This is a genomic window from Falsochrobactrum ovis, from assembly GCF_003259955.1.
In the GTDB taxonomy this organism is placed as follows: domain Bacteria; phylum Pseudomonadota; class Alphaproteobacteria; order Rhizobiales; family Rhizobiaceae; genus Brucella; species Brucella ovis_A.
In genome coordinates this window covers 314,300-336,320 of the sequence record NZ_QLMK01000003.1, presented here as the reverse complement: position 1 = coordinate 336,320, position 22,021 = coordinate 314,300, and the positions used below count along the sequence as shown (strand labels likewise).

The following is a 22,021-nucleotide window of genomic DNA, read 5'->3' as shown; positions in this document are numbered from 1 at the left end:
GCTAAGGAACCAAGTATGGATGGTTTGGTTATTCTTTGCGAAAGCGGAGAAAACCATGCCCCGGGCGTTCTGGAAGGGTTACCTCAAACTGTCATTGGTTACTTGCGCGGTCGAGCTCACACCTGCGACCACCGATAGCGAAAAAGTGCGATTTAAAACGATCAACGCAAAAACCGGCAACAAAGTCGTCAGCCGTTATGTTGATGCAGTAACGAATAAGCCTGTTCGCGATGAGGACGAAGTGAAAGGCTTCGAGCGTTCTGAGGGTGATTATATCATTCTGGAAGATGACGAGATCGACGCGGTTGCGCTCGAAAGTACCCGGACCATCGATATAGACAGGTTCATTCCGGCCGACAGTATAGGCTGGATCTGGTACGATAAACCACATTATCTGGCGCCGTCAGATAAGGTCGGGCAGGAGGCTTTCGCTGTTATTCGAGCTGCGATGGAATCAGCTGAGGTAGCGGGATTGGCGCGGCTGGTTATGTATCGGCGTGAACGAGCGGTCCTATTGGAGCCCCGCGATAAGGGGATCGTTTTATGGACGCTTCGTTACGGAGATGAAGTGCGCAAGCCGGAAAATTACTTTTCAAATATAGATGAAACTAAGCCCGAGAAAAAACTGCTCTCAATGGTCCGCTCGGTGATTAAGGACAAAACCGAACCCTGGGATGCCTCGTTTTTAAAAGATCCCGTTCAGCAAAATCTAAAATCCATGATTGCGGCGCGAAAGAAGAAAAGCAAAACCAAACCATCAAAATCCAAACCGGAAGCGCAGCAAAACAGCGGAAATGTTATCAATATTATGGATGCATTGCGCAAAAGCTTGGAAAAATAGGAAGACCCCTCTCGGGTAAGCGGCTTTGATAAGATTGCCGATTTTGCGAAGGGCGTCCCATTCAAGCGGCTATCATATTTCACATAGATATATTTTCATGACATAAAAAGCAAAAATCCCGGACCAAGCCGGGATTTTGAAGTGCATCTGACAGGAAAACTGGAGCGGGCGAAGGGATTCGAACCCTCGACCCCAACCTTGGCAAGGTTGTGCTCTACCCCTGAGCTACACCCGCTCGCGCCAGTTAACGACCAAAGTCATTTCCGTCAGGCAGGCGCTATATGGACCAAGTTTATGACGAATGCAACAGGGAAAATACGGAAAGCACCGTTTTTCTGAAACATTATCCACATATTGGTCTAAGTTGCTGTAAAAAAATCCTTATTCGCATTAAACCCTGTACAGATTTTGCATAATTTGCAGAATGTCATGGAATTTTGGGACAAACACGCTTCGGCCTTCACACCGGGGAAATGGGATGGACATGCCTTTGACACCTAAAGATCTTTTCGATTATCTCAGCGAACTTAACATCGAAACGACGACCGTTGAGCATCCTGCGCTTTTTACCGTGGCCGATTCGCAGCGCTTACGTGGTGAAATCCCTGGCGGGCATACGAAAAATCTTTTTCTCAAGGATAAGAAAGACAAGTTTTTTCTCGTCACTTTGGAAGAGGACGCGATCGTCGATCTTAAATCTATTCATCACATCATTGGCGCATCAAGCAGAGTTTCTTTCGGCAAGCCCGAAAAATTGATGGAATATCTCGGCGTCATACCGGGCGCGGTTACGGCATTTAGCGTCATCAATGACAAGAATAATCAGGTCGAGATGATTCTTGATGCTGCCTTGATGGAAAATGAGATCATCAACGCGCACCCGCTTACCAATGAGGCTACGACTTCGATCAAGCGGGACGATCTGTTACGTTTTCTTGAAGCCACAGGCCATAAACCGCGCATTCTCGCGGTTTCAGAAGGTGCCAAAGCCACGGCCGCGGAGTAAGCTAGGCCAATAATCTTATACATGATGCCTTGAAATTTGCAGACATCGTGACGAATTGAAAGTTTAAAACCGGCAGCAGCGCTGAGCGCCGGAAGGCATGAGGAAATCCGATGACGAGCCAGAATAATCCTTATTCAAATGCGGGTGGCCAGATGGCTGCGAATGTAACATTTGGTTCATCTTCCGCAGCGCCGAGCGCGACCGATTTGATCAAGGACACAACCACTGCAAATTTCCAGGCGGACGTTCTGGTTGAATCGCGTAAGCAGCCTGTATTGGTGGATTTCTGGGCACCTTGGTGCGGGCCTTGCAAGCAGCTCACCCCGATCATCGAAGAGGCGGTTCGGCAGGCAGGCGGGGCGGTTAAGCTTGTTAAGATGAATATTGATGAGCACCCGTCTATTGCTGGTCAGCTCGGAATTCAATCTATCCCGGCGGTGATTGCCTTCGTAAATGGCCAGCCAGCTGACGGATTTATGGGCGCGCAGCCAGAATCCCAGGTTAAAGCGTTCATCGAAAAACTGGCGGGTCCCAGCGATCAGGAAGCTGCAATCACAGAAGCGCTGGAAGCTGCGAAAGGCTTTACAGAAACGGGTGATTTTACTCAGGCCGGTCAGATTTATTCCTCAATTTTGGAGGCAGTACCGGATAATGTCGAGGCGCTGGTGGGATTTGCCGATTGTCTGCTTGAAGCGGGCGAGGAAGAGCAGGCACGCGAATTGCTGGGTGCTATTGCCGACGACAAGAAAGATATGCCTTCGGTGCGTGCTCTTGAGGCCAAACTGGCACTGGCAGAGCAGGTCAAATCCATCGGCGATCCAGCGGAGCTAGAGCGTCGTATTCAGGCTGATGCGACGGATTATCAGGCGCGCTTCGATCTGGCACAGCTTCGTAACGCGCAGGGTCGTCGGCAGGAAGCTGCAGACGAGCTGCTGGCAATCATTAAAGCCGACCGAACATGGAATGACGATGGCGCGCGCGTACAGCTTTTGCAGTTCTTTGAAGCATGGGGCAATAAGGAGCCAGCGACACTCAATGCGCGTCGCAAACTATCGTCTTTGCTTTTTTCCTGATTGGTCAAAGGCAATTAATTAAGGAGAAAACAATGCACGTGGGCAATGCTCGTTATCGGACGGGAGCGGATATTCCAGAAATGGTTCCGGTATTTCCGCTTCGTGGCGCATTGCTCTTGCCTGGCGGTCAATTGCCGCTGAATATTTTCGAACCGCGTTATCTGGAAATGGTAGATAATGCCATTTCTGGTCATCGCATCATTGGCATGATCCAGCCGCGTATCGAAGCGGGTAAGGATGAAGAAGATCAAGTCGATGAGCTAGATCAAAAAGCCCATCCGCCATTAAGCCAAATCGGCTGTCTTGGCCGTATCACCTCATTTTCTGAAACTGGTGATGGCAGGTTGCTTATTACGCTACACGGGATTTGCCGTTTCCGGGCCATTGAAGAAGTTCATTGCCGCAAGCCGTTTCGTCAGTATAAAATCGCGCCATTTCTGGCCGATCTAGGAGAAGCGCGCGAGGCTGGCGATGTTGATCGCGAAGCTTTGTTGCGAGCATTTCGCGATTATCTTGAAACACATAATCTGGAAGCAGATTGGCAAAGCATAGCACGGGCAAGCAATGAAACGCTGGTCAATGCGCTTGCGATGATGGCGCCCTTCGGTCCGGCGGAAAAACAGGCGCTCTTAGAAGCCGCCGATTTGACCACCCGGGCAGCAACTTTGATTGCTATTACTGAAATGGTTCTGGCGAAAGCCAAAGACGAGGATTATAGCTCTCGCCTGCAATAGTGCTGAGGAAAACCTATGGTTAAATCGGAAAAAATCGACAAGTTGGACGTAAAGCTGCTGGAACTGCTTGTCTGTCCGATTACTAAATCCTCGCTTGAATATGATGCCGAGCATCAGGAGCTGATTTCCAAAAAGGCAAAACTGGCTTATCCGATCCGCGGCGGGATACCTATTATGTTGCCTTCCGAAGCCCGACAATTGGACGACTAGTTGCGCCAAATCAATTTGCAGCTGCTTTTTAAGCGCGGTTATAAAATTTCTGTCGGAAGTCTATTCTTTTTCATAAATTTCGCTTTGCCGCTTGTTGCTTGCTGGATCGCTCGGTTCTATAACCCACCCGAACCTTTCAGAACGCATTGAGGCCTGTCGGTACAAAGTGTTTGACAGCTTAAAATAGAGGCTTGGCAATTATGGCATCCAGAAAACTTTTTCTCCTGCCCGGCGATGGTATCGGACCTGAAGCAATGGCTGAAGTTCGTAAGATCATCGATTTCCTCAATACAGAACTCAGATTGGGTTTTGAGACCGATGAAGGCTTGGTGGGCGGATCAGCCTATGACGCGCATGGGCAAGCGATTTCAGATGCTGATATGGAAAAGGCGCTGGCGGCCGATGCTGTCCTGTTTGGTGCGGTTGGTGGGCCAAAGTGGGACGATGTGCCTTATGAGGTGCGCCCGGAAGCTGGTCTTTTACGGCTTCGCAAAGATCTGGCTCTTTATGCAAATTTGCGTCCCGCAATCTGCTATCCTGCGCTTGCACATTCATCTTCCCTAAAGCCGGAAGTGATTGAAGGTCTTGACATTTTGATCCTTCGCGAGCTGACCGGCGGTGTTTATTTTGGCGAGCCCAAGGAAATTATTGACCTTGGCAATGGCCAAAAGCGTGGCATCGATACGCAAGTTTATGACACTTACGAAATTGAGCGGATTGCGGATATAGCGTTTGAATTGGCACGCACGCGTCGCAACAAAGTCACCTCGATGGAAAAGCGCAACGTGATGAAATCCGGAGTGCTATGGAATCAGGTGGTTACGGCTCGCCACAAGGAAAAACATTCTGGCGTTGAGCTGGAACATATGCTCGCAGATGCTGGTGCTATGCAGCTTGTTCGCTGGCCCAAGCAGTTCGACGTGATTGTGACGGACAATTTGTTCGGCGATATGCTTTCAGATGTTGCGGCAATGCTGACGGGTTCGCTTGGTATGTTGCCATCAGCCTCGCTTGGTGAGGTCGACGCAAAAACTGGTAAGCGCAAGGCGCTTTATGAACCGGTTCACGGTTCTGCGCCTGATATTGCCGGGCAGGGCATCGCCAACCCGATTGCTATGATTGCTTCGCTGGCCATGTGTCTGCGTTATTCGTTCAATTTGATCGAAGAAGCAGATCGTCTGGAAGCGGCGATTGCCAGTGTTCTCGATGATGGATTGCGTACTGCGGACATCTGGTCTGAAGGAACCACGCAAGTTGGCACCGTCGAAATGGGTGATGCGATTTTGGCAAAATTCAAATCGCTTTCGGCTTAATTTATCCAAAAGCAAAGTTTAGCCGCCCATTAGGGCGGCTTTATTTGCCAAGATTTAGATAATTAATCCGGGATTAAAATATCTGATAAGGTTCCCGCGATGATTAGCCAGATCAGGAAAAATTGAAATTTTCGGTTATTGATCTTGATAGCGGCGATGATTCCTATTGTTTCGATTATTAGCGAAATCGTTTCGGTCTTAATCTCGGCATAATCCTCAGAGGCCAGATAAAATCTGGCCTCACTGATATATTCAAGAAAATTCAGAAATATAAAAAGCGAAAAGAACCACGCTTTGCGGGATATAAAATAACGTTCGTAATCGCCATATTCGTTAACTTCGTCAGGTGTTATGGTAACACAGACGAAGAATAGACCGAATACGTAAAGTAAATCTATAATATAAGTATAGACATCGAGCTGCTTATGGCCGCTCAACATCAGATATTCCCACCAAAACTGAATTATCCAGAGGAATACAATAATGACCCAGCCAATATGCATATAGGCAATTTTATGCTTATGTGGGTTTTGGATAAATTTTGAAGCAAAAATCAATAGCCGAGACAGGCATAGGCTGATGCCCATGCCGTTAATAATCCGCATGTGAGAGAATGAATCGGCAAAACTAATCGCAGTATCGACGCTGGAAACCAAGTGTCACCTTTGTTTCGACCATATGCGCTTCTGATTACAAAACACTTCATTAAACACGGTTGCTCAAACTAATAGCCCGTTCCGGAGCAAAAGAGAATGTTTTAATGCTGTGCTCGTTTGCATTTCTTTCGTGTCGAGATAAGCCGCGGATATGAGTTTCGTCATAAAAGAGCCAATTGACCAGTTATTTTGCGGCTCAATTACCACACTCAGCAAGAAGTCCAAAATATCGCAGTGACGACATCGTCCGATTGTTTTATGTCGCTAGTTGAATATTGAGTCACTCTCGAAAGCCCCATCATGTCCCCACGTCTTTCATTCGCGCGTGAGCGCATCAATGTTCTTCTTCTCGAAGGCATCAGCCAGTCGGCTGTCGATTATTTCAAATCGTCCGGCTACACCAACGTGGTTCACCTGCCCAAAGCGCTGGATAAGGCGGAGTTGATCGAAGCTATTTCCTCTGCGCATCTGGTTGGTATCCGTTCACGCACCCAATTGACCAATGACGTATTTCAAGCTGCCCAACGTCTCATTGCGGTGGGTTGTTATTCGGTCGGAACAAATCAGGTCGAGCTGAATGCAGCGCGCAAGCGAGGGATTCCGGTTTTCAACGCGCCATTTTCCAACACACGATCGGTTGCTGAATTGGTGATTGGTGAAATCATCATGCTGATGCGGCGCATTTTCCCGCGTTCGGTCAAGGCACATGACGGCATTTGGGAAAAGACTGCGATTGGCAGCCGGGAAGTGCGCGGTAAGACCTTGGGCATTGTTGGTTACGGCAATATCGGCTCGCAGGTCGGCAATCTGGCCGAAAGTCTCGGCATGACGGTGCGCTATTTCGATATGACGGATAAGCTCCAATATGGCAATGTCATTCCAACTGAAACGCTTGACGAGCTTTTGGAAATTTCAGACGTTGTGAGCCTTCATGTGCCGTCGAATAAATCGACGGCGCGCATGATCACGGAAGCCAAACTTCGCAAGATGAAAAAGGGTGCTTTTCTGATCAATAATGCTCGCGGCACGGTGGTGGATCTCGAAGCGTTGGCACGGGTGTTGAAAGAAGGGCACCTTGCCGGGGCAGCAATCGATGTATTTCCTTCCGAACCCGCTTCCAATAAGGATCCGTTCACTTCGCCGCTACAGGGCATCGAAAATGTGATCCTTACCCCGCATATTGGCGGTTCCACTGAAGAGGCGCAGGAGCGTATCGGTTTGGAAGTCAGCCGCAAGCTGGTTGAATATTCTGACGTCGGCTCGACATTGGGTGCGGTCAATTTCCCTCAGGTGCAGTTGCCATCAAGCCATAGCGGTACGCGTTTTATGCATGTGCACGAAAATCGCCCCGGTATTTTGAATAGTTTGGTCAATATTTTCTCGACCCACAATATCAATATTCTCAGTCAGTTTCTGCAAACGGATGGTGAGGTTGGTTATGTGGTGATTGAGGCGGACGGGATGGACGGTTTGAGCAGCGATGTCTTACAGTCGCTGCGTGAAATCCCCGGAACTATTCGCACACGCCTGCTTTACTAAGTGTGCAATTTTTCTGATCTCGCGGCCCGTGAAACGCAATTAAGCGTGAACGGGCCCATATTTTTGCGTAATTTGCATAAATTGCGTGCCTATGCGCGGAAAATATTGACTCTTTTTCTAAAGAGCTTAAAAGCCCAATCGGAAAAGGAGACTCTCTCGTGAATGCATTGCGCGCATCACATAGCCTGAACGGAGTGAATGGCATCTCGGCCATGCGTCACTCTTTGGCGTTCGTTTCCAAAACCACCAAGGCCACTTGCATTAAAACGACCACCAAAACGGTCTGATCCCTTGGCCTGCTCGCCTCTCTCCCCGGGTCTGGCTCAGGGGAATGGCCCGCTGGTCGGCGGGTTTTATGGAAGCGGAGAGACAGGAGAAGTTAAATGGGATTTAAGGTAGCAGTCGTCGGCGCCACTGGAAATGTCGGGCGCGAAATGCTCAATATTCTTGAAGAACGCGGCTTTCCAGCCGATGAAATCGTGGCGCTTGCATCGCGTCGCAGCCAGGGCACAGAAGTGTCTTATGGTGACAAGACCTTGAAGGTCAAAGCGATGGATAGCTATGATTTTTCCGATACCGATATCTGCCTGATGTCCGCTGGCGGCACCATCTCCAAAGAATGGTCGCCAAAGATTGCCGCACAGGGTTGTGTTGTCATCGATAATTCATCTGCCTGGCGCTATGATTCCGATGTTCCGCTTATTGTGCCGGAAGTTAATCCGGAAGCAATTGAAGGTTTCCGCAAGAAGAATATCATTGCCAATCCGAATTGTTCGACTGCTCAATTGGTGGTAGCGCTCAAGCCATTGCATGATGCAGCTACGATCAAACGCGTTGTCGTATCGACCTATCAGTCGGTGTCTGGTGCTGGTAAGGAAGGCATGGACGAGCTGTTTGAACAGTCACGTGCTGTCTTTGTTGCTGATCCGATTTCGACCAAAAAATTCACCAAGCGCATCGCTTTCAACGTTATTCCACATATCGATAGCTTCATGGAAGATGGCTATACGAAAGAAGAGTGGAAGGTTGTTGCCGAAACCAAGAAGATGCTCGATCCCAAGATCAAGCTAACCGCTACCGCTGTGCGGGTGCCGGTATTCATTGGCCATTCGGAAGCGGTCAATATCGAGTTCGAAAAACCGATCTCTCCGGAAGAAGCGCGTGAGCTACTGCGCGAAGCCCCCGGATGTCAGGTAATCGACAAGCATGAAGATGGTGGTTATATCACCCCTTATGAGGCTGCTGGTGAAGACGCTACTTATATCAGCCGTATCCGTGAAGACATCACGGTCGAAAATGGTTTGGCCATGTGGGTTGTCGCGGATAATCTTCGTAAGGGCGCAGCACTTAATACGATTCAGATTGCAGAATTGCTGATCACCCGTGGTCTGGTTACACCAAAGGCGCAAGCGGCCTGATCTGACAAGTTGAAACATAAAAGCGTCGGAAATTCCGGCGCTTTTTATTGTTATAAATGCTGTGAGAAAAGAGCTTAGCCTATCTGCGCTTCGACTGCTTCCATGTCCTCGTCGGACATGCCGAAGTGATGGCCAATCTCATGAATAAGCACATGGGTGATTATATCGCCCAAAGTTTCTTCATGTTCTGCCCAGTAATCAAGAATAGCTCGCCGAAAAAGTGTTATTCGGTTTGGACCTTCGCCGGTTTGCATGCTGAAGCGTTCACCGATACCCTGTCCTTCGAACAGTCCAAGAAGATCAAAAGGCGTGTCTAGCCCCATATCCTCTACAATTTGCTCTTCCGGAAAATCTGCTATTTGAATAACAAGATCGCCGCACAGGACTCGAAACTCCTGCGGCAAATGGGCAAGAGCGTCGATCGCGATAGATTCGACTTCATCCAGCGATGGAGCGAGGCGTTCGCCCCAGTCGCGGCTTTGATCTTCGTGGGCCATTTCTGCCAGCCGGGTTCCTTTCAAAGCGTCCAGCCACCCGATCTGAAAGCATTTGGTCCTGCAAATATACTGGTCATTATGCCCAAGGACGTTCTTGTGCTCTTTTTTCTTCGAACGTGTCAATAGCGGACGATTTTTCCATGGTCAATCCGATGTCATCAAGACCGTTGAGCAGGCAATGACGCTTGAATTCATCGACGTCAAATGAGATCGTACCGCCATCAGGTCCCTGAATTACCTGCTCTTCAAGATCAACTGTGATGGTGGAATTGGCGCCGCGCGAAGCATCATCCATCAGCTTTTCCAGATCTTCGGGGCTGACTTTGATCGGCAGGATACCGTTCTTGAAGCAGTTATTATAGAAAATATCTGCAAATGATGTTGAGATCACGCAGCGAATACCAAAATCGAGCAGAGCCCAAGGTGCGTGCTCACGCGAGGAACCGCAGCCGAAATTATCGCCAGCAACCAGAATCTGTGCATTGCGATAAGCTGGTTTATTGAGCACGAAATCCGGATTCTCGGTGCCATCTTCATTGAAACGCATTTCAGCAAACAAGCCTTTGCTCAGACCGGTGCGCTTGATCGTTTTAAGGTAATCCTTGGGAATGATCATATCCGTATCAATATTGACGATCGGCAGAGGTGCGGCAACGCCAGTGAGCTTGGTGAACTTTTCCATGTCCAGAGCCTGTCAGTTAGGTATTACATAGTTAGTTCTGGTTTACATTAGCCTAGCGCAGAGTCAATCTTTCAGGCAGAAATGATGCTTAGGCCAAATGCAAGAGCGGCAAGAAAACCGCGTCTAATGCTTGCGCGGTTATAATAATCAGTGCACAAATCCTCTATGATCAATTCTGTTCGTCCCCGCCGCTCCGTTTTATTTGTACCAGCCGCCAATCAGCGCGCTTTGGATAAGTCACTGTCGCTTGCTGTTGATTGTGTCATTTACGATCTGGAAGATTCAGTTGCTCCAGCGGCTAAAACCGATGCACGTTGCGCGCTGGCCAGCCATATCAATGAACATCCGGATGTGAAGTTTGAGCGGATTATACGGGTCAATTCTGCCGATACGCCGTGGAGCGCAGAAGATATTAAGGCCGCCGCCTCCATGAAGGTGGATGGTATTTTATTGCCCAAGGTCGAACGACCTCAAGATGTGATTGATGCGGCCCGCAGGCTTGATCAACTTGACGCTGTGCCAGATATGAGCATTTGGGCGATGATTGAAACAGCGCGCGGTATTCTAAATGCTGATGAGATTGCAAATCTAGGTCATCGCATGGCGGCAAGGCTTGGCTGTTTTGTTGTTGGGCCTAATGATATTGCCCGCGAAACCGGTGTGCACATGCTGCCGGGCCGACCTTATCTAGTGCCGTGGCTGATGCAGATTGTGCTTGCCGCCAAGGCTGGCGGGTTGGCGGTGCTTGATGGTGTCTATAATGATTTTCGCGATCAGCAGGGTTTTGAAGCTGAATGCACGCAAGGTGCGGCGATGGGCTTTGATGGAAAGACCCTGATACATCCGGGTCAGATCGATGCCGCAAATCGTGCCTTTGGTCCGTCTCAGGCCGAGATAGAACGCGCCCAAGCGATTGTGGCTCTGTTCGCAACTCCGGAACATGCAAATAAGGGTGTTGTCTCGCTCAATGGTGAAATGGTTGAGCGACTGCATCTTGAGATGGCGGAACGACTGCTGGCAAAAGCTGGATTGAAATGACGAAAGGAAATCAACCATGAAGCTTTATCGATTTATCACAGGCCCGGATGACGCTGCCTTCTGCCATCGGGTGACGGCGGCGCTCAACAAGGGCTGGCAGCTTTATGGTTCGCCAACTTATGCTTTCAATGCGGCCACCGGGGTGATGCATTGCGGCCAGCCGGTGATCAAGGAAGTTGACGGCGTTGACTATACGCCTGATATAAAACTGGGGGAATATTGAATGAAAGGCCGGTTTCCCGGCCTTTTTGATCTTAGTTGAGACCACGTTTTTCAATCATGGCATCGGCCGTCGGCATTTTGCCGCGAAATGCCATATAAAGCTCTTCCGGATCGCGGCTTCCGCCCGCGGCATAGATATATTTGCAAAGCTTTTCCGCCAATTGTGGGTTGAAAACATCGCCCGTTTCTTCAAAAGCGTTAAACGCATCCGCATCAAGCACTTCCGACCACATGTAGGAATAATATCCCGCAGAATAGCCATCGCCGGAAAATACATGGGTAAAATGCGGGGTACGATGTCGCATAATGATCGCATCGGGCATGTCGAGCTTTTCTAAAGTCGCGGCTTCAAAAGCAATAGGGTCTGAAATTTTTTCCGCGCTGGTATGAAATGCCATATCCACCAGTGCCGAGGCGGTAAATTCAACCGTGTTGAAACCGACATTGAAACTGCGTGCGGAAAGCACTTTATTCAGCAATTCCTTTGGCATGGCTTCGCCGCTACGATAGTGAACGGCATATTTCTGCAAGATCTCTGGCACGGTCAGCCAATGTTCGTAAAGCTGCGAAGGCAATTCAACGAAATCACGCGAAACAGCGGTGCCAGCAACACCAGGCCATGTCACATCTGTGAGCAAACCATGCAGTGCATGGCCAAATTCATGAAACAAAGTGCGGGCATCATCAAGTGAGAGTAGGGCGGGTTCGCCCGCTGCAGGTTTTGCAAAATTCATCACATTATAGATGAATGGTTTTTGCCCGCCATCAAGCTTATGGCCCGATTGCAGCGAGCTCATCCATGCGCCCGAACGCTTAGACCTGCGCGCAAAATAATCGCCCAAAAACAGACCGCGCTCGCTACCATCCGCGTTAAAGACCTGAAACACGCGCACATCAGGATGCCAGGTGCTGATGCCTTTCTTTTCTTCAAAGCGAATACCAAATAAACGGGTCGCGACATCGAAAGCGGCTTGAATGATATTTTCAAGTTGCAGATAGGGTTTGAGTTCCGCTTCGTCGAAAGCAAAACGCTCAGCGCGCAGCTTTTCAGCATAAAAACGCCAATCCCAAGGGGCAAGTTTGTGATTGCCGCCATCAGTCGCAATCAGCCGCTGCAATTCAGCTTCTTCTTCCGCCGCTTTGGAACGTGCTTTTTCCCAAACCGGATCCAGCAGGTCCATCACAGCCTTTGGCGTTTTTGCCATTGTGTCGTCAAGCTTGTAGGCGGCAAAATTCACGTAGCCCAGCAATTTAGCTTTACGCTCACGCAGCTCCACCATTTCGCGCACAATCTCACGATTATCGGTTTCACCGCCATTCTCACCGCGTTTGGCCCAGGCTTTGAATGCTTGCTCGCGCAGGTCGCGATCCTGGGCGAATGAAAGGAATGGCTCGATAATTGAGCGCGAGAGCGTTACCGCCCACGCATCCGACTCGCCGCGTTGTGCAGCAGCACTTTTCATTGCATTGCGCAGAAAATCCGGCAAGCCAGCCAATTTTTCTTCATCTTTGATAAAAAGCGCCCAGCTCGATTCATCTTTGAGCACGTTTTGACCAAAACTTGCGCCTAGCCCTGCAAGTTTTTCATTGATCTGGGCAAGTTCAGCCTTGCCAGCATCATCAAGTTTTGCGCCTGAGCGGACAAAGCCCTTCCACATCTTTTCAAGCACGCGCATTGTTTCGATATCAAGATCAAGCGTGTCGCGCTGCTGGTAAAGCGTGTCGATCCGCGCAAATAGCTTCGGGTCCATCATAATGCGCGAATAATGCCGCGAGAGTTTCGGCGCAATTTCTCGCTCTAGCGCCTGAATGGTTTCGTTGGTATGGGCGCCCGCTCTTAGCCAGAAAATGGATGACAGGCGGCTGAGTGCCTGGCCTGAAAGTTGCAATGGCTTGAGGGTATTATCGATCGTTGGCGCACTGTCAGAATTTGCAATGAATTCAACCTCTTCGAGATCCTGCTGCAATGCCGCCTCGAAAGCCGGTGCAAAATCTGTGTCTGAGATGTGCTGAAATTCGGGAAGGCCCAGCGGTCCGTTCCATTGTGTGAGGGCGTGATTATAGGCAAGCTTTTCAGACATGAGTAACTCCGCTGGATATTATTATTTTTTAGACTTAGGATTTCGCTTGGCCCGGAGCAAGGCAACAATAACGCTCTGGGTTTATGGTGCAAAAAATCACTTCCTGTCTGCAGCAGGGCTTGACTTTGAAGGCCAGCCAGCGCAAATCAAGCGCGTAGCCGGATTTGATCCGAAGCTGCAAATATCAACCGGAGTTTCCACTTCCTATGCCCAGCGACAGTCATAGTCGATTGTTTCAGCCGTCAAGGCAAATCGTGATCTGATCGCTCTTGGTCGGTTTGCACGGTCTGCTTTCGACGGCGGATCGACAGAAAGGCAAGCCTATGACCAACACTGACTTCTCCCCGGAAGTTTTTGATGTTGCCAATCTCCCAGCGGCTGCAATTGCAAGCCGGCTCGCCGATATCCGAACCGGTGATGCGGTTGAGATTGTAAACCAACTTGATACCGATGATGCGATTGCTGTTATTGGCATGCTTTCGCATGATGATGGCGTGCGTTTGCTCGACCAGCCCGAGCTGGAACGCGCGCCTGAAATTCTGACCACGCTTTCTCCTAATATTGCCAGTCATTTGCTCGATGGCATGTCTGCCGACCGTGCCACTGACGTATTTCAGGAAATGGATGATGATGAGCGTGCGCGTCTGTTTCCCATTCTTGCGCCCGAAACCAAGGCTGCACTAAAAAAGCTGATGGGCTATCCGCCGAATACGGCCGGTAGTTTGATGACCATCGAATTTATCGCGGTTACGTCCGACTGGAATGTCGGGCAGACGCTCGAATATATTCGCAAGGTCGAGCGCACGCGCGAGACCGTCTATGCGATTTATGTTCTGGATCCGAAAACCCGGATTTTGCTGGGAGTAGTCAGCCTGAGGCGGCTGATTATCCGGGATCCTTCTGAGCCAATTCTGTCGATTGCGCGTGATGATGATCCGATCACCATAACACCGCTAACGAGCCGTGAAGAGCTGGCTCGTCTTTTCCGCAAACATGACCTGCTGGCCGTGCCCGTGGTGGATGAGAGCCGCCATATTATCGGAATTGTCACGGTTGATGACGTGCTGGATGCCATGACGGAAGAGGCAAGCGAGGACGCTTATCGCTTCGGTGGTATGGAAGCGCTCGACAAGCCCTATATGCGTATCGGTTTTGGCGAAATGCTGAAAAAGCGCGCTGGTTGGCTTGGAATATTGTTTCTGGGCGAAATGCTCACCGCAAGCGCTATGCAGCATTTTGAAGTGGAACTTGAAAAGGCGCTGGTATTGACCCTGTTCATTCCACTGATCATGTCATCGGGCGGTAATTCGGGTTCTCAGGCCACATCGCTGATAATCCGTGCTCTCGCCTTGCAGGAAGTGCGGTTGAAAGATTGGTGGCGCGTGGCGCTGCGTGAGGTGCCCTCTGGCCTGGTGCTGGGAAGTTTTCTGGGCCTGATCGGGGTTGCTCGCATCGTCGCCTGGCAAATGCTGGGAATTTACGACTATGGCGAATATTGGATGCTGATTGCCGCAACCGTGGGGCTGGCGCTGGTTTGTATCGTCACCTTTGGTTCGGTTACCGGTTCGATGCTACCCTTCATCCTGCAAAGGTTGGGTTTTGACCCGGCAAGTGCATCGGCACCATTTGTGGCAACTCTTGTGGATGTCTCTGGACTTGTGATCTATTTTAGCGTGGCGTTACTCATTCTGTCTGGCACTCTTTTGTAGAGGTCTGACAAATTACTGTCAGATTTATGAAATAATACGCTAAAAACACGGTTTTTAGCTTAGAAACCGGGGCAGTTGATAGCTGCCCCTTTCTAAAATGCAAAAAAACCTGTAAGAGCGCCTCATTGATTTTCCGCGCAAAAGGCGCGGCTCCCAACTCCTACAGAAGTGATCTTCATATGGAACTGCGTAATATCGCCATTATCGCTCACGTCGATCATGGCAAAACTACACTGGTTGATGGACTGTTGAAACAAGGCGGTTCATTCCGGGAAAATCAGCGCGTTGCTGAACGCATGATGGATTCGGGTGATATCGAACGCGAACGCGGCATTACCATTTTGGCTAAAGCGACGTCTGCTGTCTGGAAAGATACGCGCATCAACATCGTCGACACGCCTGGCCACGCCGATTTTGGCGGCGAAGTTGAACGTATCCTTAGCATGGTAGACGGCGTTGTCGTGCTGGTTGACTCTGCTGAAGGCCCGATGCCACAGACGAAATTCGTTGTCAGCAAAGCATTGAAACTTGGTCTGCGTCCAATCGTTGCGATCAACAAGATCGACCGTGCAGACGCTCGCCACGAGGAAGTGGTGAACGAAGTTTTCGATATGTTTGCAGCTCTTGATGCAAATGACGAACAGCTTGATTTCCCCATTCTTTACGGATCCGGCCGTGATGGCTGGATGGCTGAAAGCCCCGATGGTCCATCGGATCAGGGATTGGGCCCATTATTTGAACTTATCATCAGACACGTTCCCGCACCCGCTGTTGCTGAAGGTCCGTTCTCAATGATCGGTACCATTCTTGAAGCTGATCCGTTCCTTGGTCGTGTTATCACCGGTCGTATTCATTCCGGCACGTTGAAGCCCAACCAGCCGGTTAAGGTTCTCAATCAAGAAGGTAAGGTTCTCGAAACCGGACGCGTTTCCAAAATCCTTGCTTTCCGTGGTTTGGAACGTACCGCGATTGAAGAGGGTGTGGCAGGCGATATCGTTGCTATTGCGGGTCTGTCTAAAGGCACCGTGGCCGATACATTCTGCGATCCATCAATCAATGTGCCGATGCAAGCGCAGCCGATTGACCCTCCAACGGTGACTATGTCTTTCATCGTTAATGACAGTCCGCTTGCCGGTACCGAAGGCGACAAGGTCACCAGCCGTGTTATCCGTGATCGTCTGATGAAAGAAGCTGAGGGTTCGGTAGCGCTTAAGGTGGAAGAATCTGAAGACAAGGATTCCTTTTACGTTTCCGGTCGCGGTGAATTGCAGCTTGCGGTTTTGATTGAAAATATGCGCCGCGAAGGTTTCGAGATGAGCATTTCGCGTCCGCGCGTTGTGTTGCAAAAAGCCGAAGACGGCACTGTGCTTGAGCCGGTTGAAGAAGTCGTCATCGACGTCGATGAGGAATATTCAGGTACGGTTGTTCAGAAAATGTCTGAACGCAAAGCTGAAATGGTTGAACTGCGTCCATCCGGTGGCAACCGTGTTCGTCTGGTATTTTATGCGCCGACCCGTGGCTTGATCGGATATCAGTCAGAACTGATGACCGATACGCGAGGAACAGCGATTATGAACCGCTTGTTCCATGAATATCAGCCCTATAAGGGCGAAATTGGCGGTCGTAACAATGGCGTTTTGATTTCCAATGATCAGGGTGAGGCGGTTGCCTATGCCATGTTCAACCTTGAAGATCGCGGTCCGATGATCATCGAAGCGGGCACTAAGGTCTATCAGGGCATGATTGTCGGTATTCACAACCGTGATAATGATCTTGAAGTCAACGTTCTTAAAGGCAAGAAGCTGACCAATATGCGCGCATCCGGCAAGGATGAGGCGGTAAAGCTTACTCCGCCGATCCGCATGACACTGGAACGCGCCCTGTCTTGGATTCAAGATGATGAGCTGATGGAAGTGACGCCTAAGTCGATCCGTCTGCGCAAGCTCTATCTGGATCCTAATGATCGTAAGCGCTTTAGTAAGGCGCGCGCAAACGTAGCATAAGACATGAACGGCGCCTTCAGGCGCCGTTTCTTTTCGATGTTTAATCGGTTTTCCTTTTGATCCTAGCGTTCACCGCGCCGGTAAGGCTGCATTAATGCCTGTGGAACCCGCGCCCGACGCGCCATGACCGCCAGCGCTACAATCGACATGATATAAGGGGTCATCAGGAAAAGCTGATAGGGCACGACTTTGCCATAGACGGTTTGCAAGCGCAGCTGGAAGGCGTCAAAGAGTGCAAAAAGCAACGCACCAAACAAGGCGCGTGCCGGACGCCAAGAGGCAAAAACCACCAGCGCGATACAAACCCAGCCACGTCCCTGCATCATGGTGGGGAAGAAGCTGTTAAAGGCGGAGAGGGTAAGAAATGATCCGCCAACCGCCATCAAAGCGCTGCCAAACATGATGGTAAAGATGCGTACCCGAATCGGGTTGATGCCTTGTGCTTCTGCGGCATGCGGATTTTCGCCCGTCATTCGAATGGCGAGGCCCAATGGCGTTTTAAACAATATATAGGCAAGCACGAGAGCAAGCGGAATGGCAATCCATGTTAGCGCGGTTTGTGCACCCAGAACCTGCCCGATGAATGGAATTTTCATCAGGAATTCCGGCTGTATGGGTGCAAAAGGTGTTACGCTAGGGGGCGTGGAGGCCAGCGGCACAAGCAAGCGGAACAGGAAATAGCTTAAGCTTGAAGCAAAAAGCGTAATGCCAAGTCCAACAACATGCTGTGATAGGCCGAGCGGAACGGTAAGAGCTGCGTGTAAGAGCCCGAACATTGCACCCGATGCGGCTGCAACCGCGACGCCGACCCACAAATCTGCGCCATTGAAAACGGTTAGCCAGCCGATCATCGCGCCAAAGGTCATAATGCCTTCAATACCAAGATTGAGCACGCCCGCCCGCTCGCAAAACAATGCGCCCAGAGTGCCAAAAATAAGCGGCGTGGCGATACGCAATACCGAGACCCATAGGCCGGCTGAAAGCAGGATATCCATCAATTCGTTCATCGGGCGATCCTGTATTGAGTGAAGAACAGCGCGACCAACATGGTCAGCAGTGAAAGGGCAACGGTAACATCGGCGATGAAGGAAGGTATTCCAATTGCCCGGCTCATACCATCTGCGCCGACAAACATCGCCGCAGCGAAAAGTGCGGAAAAGATCGCGCCGATCGGGTTGAGATTGGCTAGCATGGCCACAATGATCCCGGAATAACCAAAGCCCGGTGACAGATCGGTGGTGACATATTCTTTGACACCCATAACCTGTATCGCGCCGGCAAGCCCTGCCAATCCGCCGGAAATACAAGCGACTTTGACCAAAGTGCGCCCCAGCGGAATACCAGCAAAACGCGCCGCTTGCGGGTTGATACCGGCTGCTTTGGTTTCAAGGCCAAACACCGTATATTTTTGCACATAGGCAATGATAACGGCCAGAGCGATGGCAATGAACAGCCCAATATGAAGCCGCATGCCCGACATGACTTTGGGCAAAACAGCCGCTTCAGGAACCGGCTCAGATTGCGGCCAGCCAAAGGCTAGCGGGTCTTTCATCGGCCCTTCGATCATCATTGAGACGAACAGCACTGCGACGAAGTTCAAAAGCAAAGTGGTGACGACTTCATCGACCCCAAAACGTAAGCGCAGGCCAAGCGGGATAAGCAGAAAGATCATGCCTGCAACAGCGCCAGCGATGAGTAGTGCAGGGATTAAGATCGGTCCGGGCAGCTGCAAATGCATCCCCAGCGCAACCACTGCCAATGCGCCCATATAGAGCTGGCCTTCAGCGCCGATATTCCAAAGTTTTGAACGAAAGGCCACCGCTGCCGCAAGCCCAGTCAGCATTAACGGCGTTGCACGCGTCAGTGTTTCGCTGATTGATAAGCGATTGCCAAATGCGCCAATGGCAATCTGGCGGAAGGATTCGAAAACCGGTGCGCCCGCACTTGCAACCAATAGGCCCGAAAGCACGAAAGCGCTCAATATTGCAATGATCGGGCATATGGCGACCAGCGCCACGGATCTTGTTTCACGTCGTTCGATCCGCATCAATTTAGCCCTTTCCCGCTTTGCAAATCTGCTTGCTGCCATTCACCCGCCATCATCAAACCAAGCCGCTGTGCAGAAGCGGCTTCTGCATCTATGGGGGGTGATAGTCGGCCTTTCACAATGGCCTGAACCCGGTCGGCAAGGCCGATGATTTCATCGAGATCTTCGGAAATTAGCAATACTGCCGCGCCTTGCGCGCGCGCTTCAAGAATACGCTGGTGAATGGCCGCAACAGCGCCTTCATCCAATCCGCGTGTCGGCTGGGCTGCAATTAGGATGCGCGGCGCGGTAATCAGATTACGGCCCAAAATCAGCTTTTGCATATTGCCGCCAGAAAGCAGACGAATCCGGCTATCGGGCGTGCCCCCGCGCACATCAAAATCCTTGATGATCTGATCGGTAAATTCTCGCGCAGCGTCGCGATTGACCAGAATGCCGTTGGAAAAACGCGGATCACGCGCGCGTTCAAGCACGGCATTTTCCCACAGTGTCAAATCGCCGATAGCGCCTTCGGCATTGCGATCTTCCGGGATACGCCCGACGCCTTTGGTCACGAAACTGCGTGGGTCAAATTTGCTGACCTCTTCTCCAAACATCACAAGCGAGCCTGTGGATGGGCGGCAAAGACCCGAAACCAACCGGCCCAGCGCTGTCTGACCATTGCCGGAAACGCCGATAATGCCAAGAGTTTCGCCAGCACGTACATTAAAGCTTAATTCGCTCAAACGCGCCGCACCGTTCTCAATGACAGAGATATTACGCGCTTCCAGCAGAACTTCGCCCGGCGTTGCCGCTGCTCGTGAAGGGCGCGAAACGCGACGGCCCACCATCAATTCGGCCAGCTCTTCCTTGGAGGTTTCGCTTGCTTTTCGTTCGGCAACTAGCTTGCCGCCTCTGAGCACGACAATGCGATCTGCGGCAGACATAACTTCATGCAGCTTGTGGGAAATAAAGATCAGTGAAAGACCCTGTCGCGCCATTTCTTTCAGCGTTGCAAAAAGCCCTTCGGCTTCCTGTGTGGTAAGAACCGCAGTAGGCTCATCAAGGATCAGAATATCGGCATCATTATAAAGCGCCTTGAGAATTTCAACACGCTGCTGCTCACCCACTGACAGGTCGCCAAGGCGAGCATCGGGATCGACTTTCAGGCCAAATCTTTTGGCAATTGCGGTAATTTTCTGACGCGCACCAGCTCGATCAGATTTCAGTTTCCAGAGGCTTTCGGTGCCAGTGGTGATATTTTCAAGGACCGTGAGATTGGGCGCCAGCGTGAAATGCTGATGCACCATGCCGACACCAGCATCAATAGCGGCACGCGGTTTACCTTGGGGGATTTCACCCCCTTTAACGAATACACGCCCTTCATCCGGTACATAATGACCGAACAAAATATTTATCAAAGTGGTTTTGCCAGCACCATTTTCGCCGAGAAACGCAAGAATTTCGCCGCGTTCAAGTCGTAATGATATATCATCATTGGCAGTTAATGCGCCAAAGCGCTTGGTGATGTTTTGCAGTTCAAGGACGGTGCTATTCATTGGTTCAACCCCGCTATGGGAAATTTATGCCGCCAGTGTTGTTCCTGCTCTAATCGTTTTGCAAGATTAAGCAGCAAAGCATCTGCTCCAATCGGAGCCATAAGCTGAATTGGTAATGGCATTCCATCGGCATCCTCGCCAAAAGGCATAGAAAGGGCCGGAAAACCCGAAATATTGCCCAGCGCCGCATAGGGTGCAAAGGCGGTCATCTTGTTCCAATGCGCGTCCACATCATCATGGTCCATGGCGAATGCGCCAAGCGGCAAGGGTGCGCTGGCAAGCATCGGCGTGATCAGGACATCAATATCTCGAAAAATCTGCCAGAAAGCGTGAGTGGAATTAACTGCATCATTCATTGCCGCATAAAGCGTGGTGGCAGCAAAATTGCGCCCGCGTTGGGCAACCGCGCGCGTCAGCGGTTTAAGCTTGTTTTCATCAATCGCAAATGCATCAACTGCATAAGCCAGATTGACGGAAATAATGCGATCAAAAGCACAAGCGCTGGCTTTGATCAACGGCTCCAGTTTCTCGACCGGAATTTCTACAATCGCGTGGCCCTGCGCTTCAAGCGCGCGGGCTGCATCTACAACAGCCTGCATGCGTTCAGACGCAATCGGCCAGTTGGCAAGGTCGGCGCTCACCACGCCAACGCGCAGAGATTGCCTCACATCGCCGTCCATCATTGCAGGGTCGGGCAGGAAGCTTTCGCCTTTGCCAGCGAGCAACGGCAGGAGCGTGGCGGCATCTCGGACCGAACGGCAGAGCGCAAACTCACTGGCAATGCCAGCAAGATAATTACCAAAATACGGACCCGAAGGTATCGCGCCACGGCTTGGTTTCAGGCCCACGAGCCCGCAGGCAGCAGCGGGCACACGGATGGAACCACCTGCATCGGTTGCATGGGCGATAGCGACAATGCCGCAGGCGACGGCAGACGCAGCTCCGCCCGATGAACCTGAAGGCGAGAGCGTTTCATCAAAAGGATGGCGGGCGATGGGGCCTGTGGCAGGTTTGCTGGCTAGCGCCAAGCCAAATTCAGGAACAGTTGTTGTCCCAAAAAAGTTAAGTCCTGCATTACGCAGTCTTTTTGCAAGAATGGAATCAGGCTCTGGTGGAGCATCCGCGAATGCCTGAGAGCCGAGCCGGATTGGCAGTCCCGCGCAGGGCCCGCCTAGATCTTTAAAGAGCGACGGCACGCCTTTGAATGGCGCGCTCGTTTGATCTTGATCCAACGCTTTGGCATTTTCGAGGCCCTGTTCAGCATTTAGGTGAGAAATGGCGCCCAGATGACGCCATTTTTCTGCAGCTTCAAGGGCGTGTTGCATGGCTTCTTGAGCAGATAAAATACCGGCGGCAATCGCTGTGGCGAGAGCCGTTGCATCCTGCTGCTTTATATCCCCGCTCATCTGCCCCG

The 22,021-nt window shown here is 50.8% G+C and carries 21 protein-coding genes and 1 tRNA gene; 13 read left to right on the top strand and 9 right to left on the bottom strand.

Annotation, left to right across the window (positions count from 1 at the left end):
• The first annotated feature begins 55 nt into the window (after positions 1–55).
• On the top strand, positions 56–841 hold the full coding sequence (ku, locus tag C7374_RS07115; RefSeq protein WP_111574969.1) for a non-homologous end joining protein Ku: 786 nt from the start codon (positions 56–58) through the stop codon (positions 839–841).
• 160 nt (positions 842–1,001) lie between these two features.
• Here ku and C7374_RS07110 read toward each other — a convergent pair.
• Positions 1,002–1,076 (bottom strand) — tRNA-Gly (locus C7374_RS07110).
• A 249-nt stretch (positions 1,077–1,325) separates the two neighbouring features.
• Here C7374_RS07110 and C7374_RS07105 point away from each other — a divergent pair.
• The 5 genes from C7374_RS07105 to leuB all read left to right on the top strand — a co-directional run bounded on the left by C7374_RS07105 (position 1,326) and on the right by leuB (position 5,177).
• A complete protein-coding gene (locus tag C7374_RS07105) occupies positions 1,326–1,847 on the top strand; it encodes a prolyl-tRNA synthetase associated domain-containing protein (protein ID WP_111574968.1) in 522 nt (173 codons plus the stop codon).
• 110 nt (positions 1,848–1,957) lie between these two features.
• Positions 1,958–2,920 (top strand): thioredoxin, encoded by a 963-nt coding sequence (trxA, locus tag C7374_RS07100; protein WP_111574906.1) that lies wholly within the window; start codon positions 1,958–1,960, stop codon positions 2,918–2,920.
• A gap of 32 nt (positions 2,921–2,952) precedes the next feature.
• Positions 2,953–3,654: an LON peptidase substrate-binding domain-containing protein gene (locus C7374_RS07095; protein WP_111574905.1), complete on the top strand. Its 702-nt coding sequence runs from the start codon at positions 2,953–2,955 to the stop codon at positions 3,652–3,654.
• A 15-nt stretch (positions 3,655–3,669) separates the two neighbouring features.
• On the top strand, positions 3,670–3,864 hold the full coding sequence (locus tag C7374_RS07090) for a Trm112 family protein (protein WP_111574904.1): 195 nt from the start codon (positions 3,670–3,672) through the stop codon (positions 3,862–3,864).
• 200 nt (positions 3,865–4,064) lie between these two features.
• Positions 4,065–5,177 carry a 3-isopropylmalate dehydrogenase gene (gene leuB / locus C7374_RS07085; RefSeq protein ID WP_111574903.1) on the top strand — a complete coding sequence of 371 codons (1,113 nt, stop codon included), beginning with the start codon at positions 4,065–4,067 and terminating at the stop codon, positions 5,175–5,177.
• Between the two features lie 62 nt (positions 5,178–5,239).
• Here the strand turns inward: leuB and C7374_RS07080 are convergent, their stop codons facing one another.
• Positions 5,240–5,833: a hypothetical protein gene (locus tag C7374_RS07080; RefSeq protein ID WP_210205088.1), complete on the bottom strand. Its 594-nt coding sequence runs from the start codon at positions 5,831–5,833 to the stop codon at positions 5,240–5,242.
• Between the two features lie 300 nt (positions 5,834–6,133).
• Here C7374_RS07080 and serA point away from each other — a divergent pair, with 300 nt between their 5' ends.
• Both serA and C7374_RS07070 read left to right on the top strand, forming a co-directional pair.
• On the top strand, positions 6,134–7,372 hold the full coding sequence (gene serA / locus C7374_RS07075; RefSeq protein WP_111574901.1) for a phosphoglycerate dehydrogenase: 1,239 nt from the start codon (positions 6,134–6,136) through the stop codon (positions 7,370–7,372).
• A gap of 383 nt (positions 7,373–7,755) precedes the next feature.
• Positions 7,756–8,790: an aspartate-semialdehyde dehydrogenase gene (locus tag C7374_RS07070; RefSeq protein ID WP_111574900.1), complete on the top strand. Its 1,035-nt coding sequence runs from the start codon at positions 7,756–7,758 to the stop codon at positions 8,788–8,790.
• A gap of 74 nt (positions 8,791–8,864) precedes the next feature.
• On the opposite strand, the gene C7374_RS07065 is transcribed toward C7374_RS07070, so the two are convergent.
• Both C7374_RS07065 and leuD read right to left on the bottom strand, forming a co-directional pair.
• A complete protein-coding gene (locus C7374_RS07065; RefSeq protein WP_111574899.1) occupies positions 8,865–9,287 on the bottom strand; it encodes a metallopeptidase family protein in 423 nt (140 codons plus the stop codon).
• 76 nt (positions 9,288–9,363) lie between these two features.
• Positions 9,364–9,969: a 3-isopropylmalate dehydratase small subunit gene (gene leuD, locus C7374_RS07060; protein ID WP_111574898.1), complete on the bottom strand. Its 606-nt coding sequence runs from the start codon at positions 9,967–9,969 to the stop codon at positions 9,364–9,366.
• A 165-nt stretch (positions 9,970–10,134) separates the two neighbouring features.
• On the opposite strand from leuD, the gene C7374_RS07055 reads away from it, so the two are divergent.
• Positions 10,135–11,007, top strand: coding sequence for an HpcH/HpaI aldolase/citrate lyase family protein (locus tag C7374_RS07055; RefSeq protein ID WP_111574897.1), 873 nt, complete (start codon positions 10,135–10,137; stop codon positions 11,005–11,007).
• Positions 11,008–11,023: 16 nt separating this feature from the next.
• Complete coding sequence (locus C7374_RS07050) at positions 11,024–11,230, top strand: DUF1737 domain-containing protein (RefSeq protein ID WP_111574896.1); 207 nt, start codon at positions 11,024–11,026, stop codon at positions 11,228–11,230.
• A 31-nt stretch (positions 11,231–11,261) separates the two neighbouring features.
• Here the strand turns inward: C7374_RS07050 and C7374_RS07045 are convergent, their stop codons facing one another.
• The gene (locus tag C7374_RS07045) at positions 11,262–13,310 is read right to left on the bottom strand and encodes a M3 family metallopeptidase (protein WP_111574895.1); all 2,049 of its coding nucleotides are present in this window, start codon (positions 13,308–13,310) and stop codon (positions 11,262–11,264) included.
• A gap of 46 nt (positions 13,311–13,356) precedes the next feature.
• Between C7374_RS07045 and C7374_RS16370 the strand changes: the two genes are divergently transcribed.
• The 3 genes from C7374_RS16370 to typA all read left to right on the top strand — a co-directional run bounded on the left by C7374_RS16370 (position 13,357) and on the right by typA (position 17,022).
• Positions 13,357–13,536 carry a hypothetical protein gene (locus tag C7374_RS16370; protein WP_245412597.1) on the top strand — a complete coding sequence of 60 codons (180 nt, stop codon included), beginning with the start codon at positions 13,357–13,359 and terminating at the stop codon, positions 13,534–13,536.
• A gap of 97 nt (positions 13,537–13,633) precedes the next feature.
• Positions 13,634–15,019, top strand: a complete 1,386-nt coding sequence (mgtE, locus tag C7374_RS07035; protein ID WP_111574894.1) for a magnesium transporter — start codon at positions 13,634–13,636, stop codon at positions 15,017–15,019.
• 179 nt (positions 15,020–15,198) lie between these two features.
• On the top strand, positions 15,199–17,022 hold the full coding sequence (typA, locus tag C7374_RS07030; protein WP_111574893.1) for a translational GTPase TypA: 1,824 nt from the start codon (positions 15,199–15,201) through the stop codon (positions 17,020–17,022).
• Between the two features lie 62 nt (positions 17,023–17,084).
• On the opposite strand, the gene C7374_RS07025 is transcribed toward typA, so the two are convergent.
• Genes C7374_RS07025 through C7374_RS07010 form a run of 4 tightly spaced genes read right to left on the bottom strand, consistent with a single transcriptional unit; the run spans position 17,085 to position 22,013 of the window.
• On the bottom strand, positions 17,085–18,029 hold the full coding sequence (locus tag C7374_RS07025) for an ABC transporter permease (RefSeq protein ID WP_111574892.1): 945 nt from the start codon (positions 18,027–18,029) through the stop codon (positions 17,085–17,087).
• On the bottom strand, positions 18,026–19,069 hold the full coding sequence (locus C7374_RS07020; RefSeq protein WP_111574891.1) for an ABC transporter permease: 1,044 nt from the start codon (positions 19,067–19,069) through the stop codon (positions 18,026–18,028). Before C7374_RS07020 ends, C7374_RS07025 begins: the two co-directional genes overlap by 4 nt.
• The gene (locus C7374_RS07015; protein ID WP_111574890.1) at positions 19,069–20,607 is read right to left on the bottom strand and encodes an ABC transporter ATP-binding protein; all 1,539 of its coding nucleotides are present in this window, start codon (positions 20,605–20,607) and stop codon (positions 19,069–19,071) included. The genes C7374_RS07020 and C7374_RS07015 overlap by 1 nt, the downstream gene beginning before the upstream one ends.
• A complete protein-coding gene (locus tag C7374_RS07010; RefSeq protein ID WP_111574889.1) occupies positions 20,604–22,013 on the bottom strand; it encodes an amidase in 1,410 nt (469 codons plus the stop codon). The genes C7374_RS07015 and C7374_RS07010 overlap by 4 nt, the downstream gene beginning before the upstream one ends.
• Positions 22,014–22,021 lie beyond the last annotated feature (8 nt).